This window comes from Propionivibrio sp. (assembly GCF_049316945.1).
In the GTDB taxonomy this organism is placed as follows: Bacteria; Pseudomonadota; Gammaproteobacteria; order Burkholderiales; family Rhodocyclaceae; genus Propionivibrio.
Genome location: NZ_JBMOJE010000335.1, coordinates 1 through 2,174 on the forward strand (window position 1 = coordinate 1; position 2,174 = coordinate 2,174).

The window sequence follows — 2,174 nt, forward strand, 5'->3', positions numbered from 1 at the left end:
ACCGCCTCCAAACCCTTGCGCCATCAGGGGGGCGCGGTTCGTGCGTCAGGGTTGCGAAGACAGGGACTCGTTTGCAACCCGACTAGTCTTCTGCGCACGCCTTCATCTGCTCCTGCCCTCTTTCCCAGCAGGAGTCCTCGGTACGAGGCCCCGGATGAGGCACTCCTTTTTTATCGATGTGCGCAACGAAGGTTCGCCAACGGCGTACTCCTTGATGATCAAGTTCCAGACGCAGCAGCCAGCCCGTATTGTTGTCTTCGTCCGCAAAACCGTCGAAGAGGAAGTTCCCAAGACTGTAGATGATCGGTTTGCCTTGGTAGAACTCGATGTCCTGGGTGACGTGCGGGTGTCCGCCAACCACCGCATCCGCGCCGGCATCGATCATCAAGCGCGCCAACTGGCGTTGCCGCTGACTGGCGTTGTGTTCATGCTCCCAGCCCCAGTGCATCACCGGAATGACTATATCGGCATGGAAACGGGTGCGCGCATTGGCCATGTCGAACAGTACTTGTTCATCCTCGCTCCAGGCCACACCCGGTTTGTCGTAATCCGCCTCGAAACGGCGCGGGAAGAATTCGTTGTAGCCAAGCAGGGCAATGCGCAAACCTCTACGTTCAATAATGAGTGGTGCATGTGCCCGTGCGAGGTTGGCCCCGCCACCGAAATAGGCAAGGCCGTGACGCTCCAGGAGTGAAAGCATTTCACTGAAAGCGGCCGGTCCGAAGTCGCCGGAGTGGTTGTTCGCCAAGGCCAGGGCGTCGAAATGGCGCTCAAGAACTTTCAAGGTTCGCGGGTGAGCACGGAAGGTAAACGGTTTCCCCGGTTCGGCTGAACCATGGGTCGCCACGACGCATTCCAGGTTGCCCACCCGGATGTCAGCGCTATTGATGATTGCGGAAAATGGGGCAAAGGGATCGCGACCCGCTTTGACGATCTTGCCGGGCAATTCGTCGAGCAGTATGTCGCCAACAAACGCGATCGAGACTGGCGGCTCCATCGACGCCTCTTCTGCCGAGGCCAAACCAGGAACGACAAGACAAAGCGCGGCAATCAAGGCCAAATAGGGTTTGCCGATCACGGTTTGACCTCGAGCAATGCACAAGCATATTTAAACTCTCGCCCTAAGTCAGGGGAATACAGATAATTCATGCCCGTAAGGGCCGCCGGGCTCTGTGCGGGATGGGCCACGGGGGCCAGATAGTTGGCTTCGTGCAGCAACACGGCTTGCCGCTTCGACTGGTAATAGGTATAGAGCTTGATGTAATCGATCTTTTGCTCGTCCCCGATAACGACAGCCTTGAAACGAAAATTTCCTTTAAGATCCACGGCTGTTGCAGCGTAGGGGTTCTGAACCGGCGTGACGTCCACGACTTGCACCATATCGCCCTGAGTCAGTTGGCAGCGCAGGCGGGGCGAGGCTGACGCCACGGCAGGAAATAACATCCCCGAAAGAATACCGATAAATACCGTCGCCCGAGCCGGGGTGGCCGAGCGAGTGTGGCGTGCAATCAAGTTCAAGGGCATATAGTCATTTTCTGGCTGGGACAGCAACCCTCCGAACAGGTATGGACAGATTATTTAACAAGGAACCTTAGCATGGATATGAAAGCCATCCAGACCTTCTTCAACAGTGCAGATGCCTTTGCCAGTCACAATGGCATGAAGATTACTGAGTTGCACGAAGGGTATGCGCGAGCGGAGATGCAACTGCAGCCTTACCATTTGAACGGAGCACGAACGGTTCACGGCGGAGCGCTTTTCACCCTCGCCGATTTTGCTTTTGCAGCGGCCAGTAATTCGAGGGGGCAGTTGGCACTGTCCATCAATTCATCCATTTCCATTTTCAGGGGAGCCAAACAGGGGAAATTGATTGCCGAATCACGCGAAGTAAGCCATTCCCCGAAGTTGGCGAGCTTTGAAGTCAGTATCCGTGATGAGGCTGGCGAACTGCTGGCCACATTCCAGGGGATGGTGTATCGGAAATCAGTTTCACTGGAATCCCTGTTGCCCGTCTAGGCTTGCAAATTCCTTCGCGACTACGTGCTCCAGAGGACGGTTCCCTGCTTTCCTTTCTCTGCACACCGGCCGAAGCCGCTTGTTGAGATTCAACAAGCTAGTGCTGCCCTTTACCCGAACAAATGACTGGACAGAAAAGACGATTTCGTATATTTTTC

The 2,174-nt window shown here is 55.5% G+C and carries 3 protein-coding genes; 1 reads left to right on the forward strand and 2 read right to left on the reverse strand.

The features are described from left to right. Positions 1–82 precede the first annotated feature (82 nt). A complete protein-coding gene (locus tag ACOYNV_RS27765) occupies positions 83–1,078 on the reverse strand; it encodes a CapA family protein (RefSeq protein ID WP_422903058.1) in 996 nt (331 codons plus the stop codon). Next, complete coding sequence (locus ACOYNV_RS27770; protein WP_422903059.1) at positions 1,075–1,518, reverse strand: hypothetical protein; 444 nt, start codon at positions 1,516–1,518, stop codon at positions 1,075–1,077. The genes ACOYNV_RS27765 and ACOYNV_RS27770 overlap by 4 nt, the downstream gene beginning before the upstream one ends. 78 nt (positions 1,519–1,596) lie before the next feature. On the opposite strand from ACOYNV_RS27770, the gene ACOYNV_RS27775 reads away from it, so the two are divergent. Then, positions 1,597–2,016 carry a PaaI family thioesterase gene (locus ACOYNV_RS27775; RefSeq protein WP_422903060.1) on the forward strand — a complete coding sequence of 140 codons (420 nt, stop codon included), beginning with the start codon at positions 1,597–1,599 and terminating at the stop codon, positions 2,014–2,016. Positions 2,017–2,174 lie beyond the last annotated feature (158 nt).

Coding starts and splice junctions, on each gene's coding strand:
- ACOYNV_RS27775 (WP_422903060.1), top strand. CDS start 1,597: ATGGATATGAAAGCCATCCAGACCTTCTTCAACAGTGCAGATGCCTTT.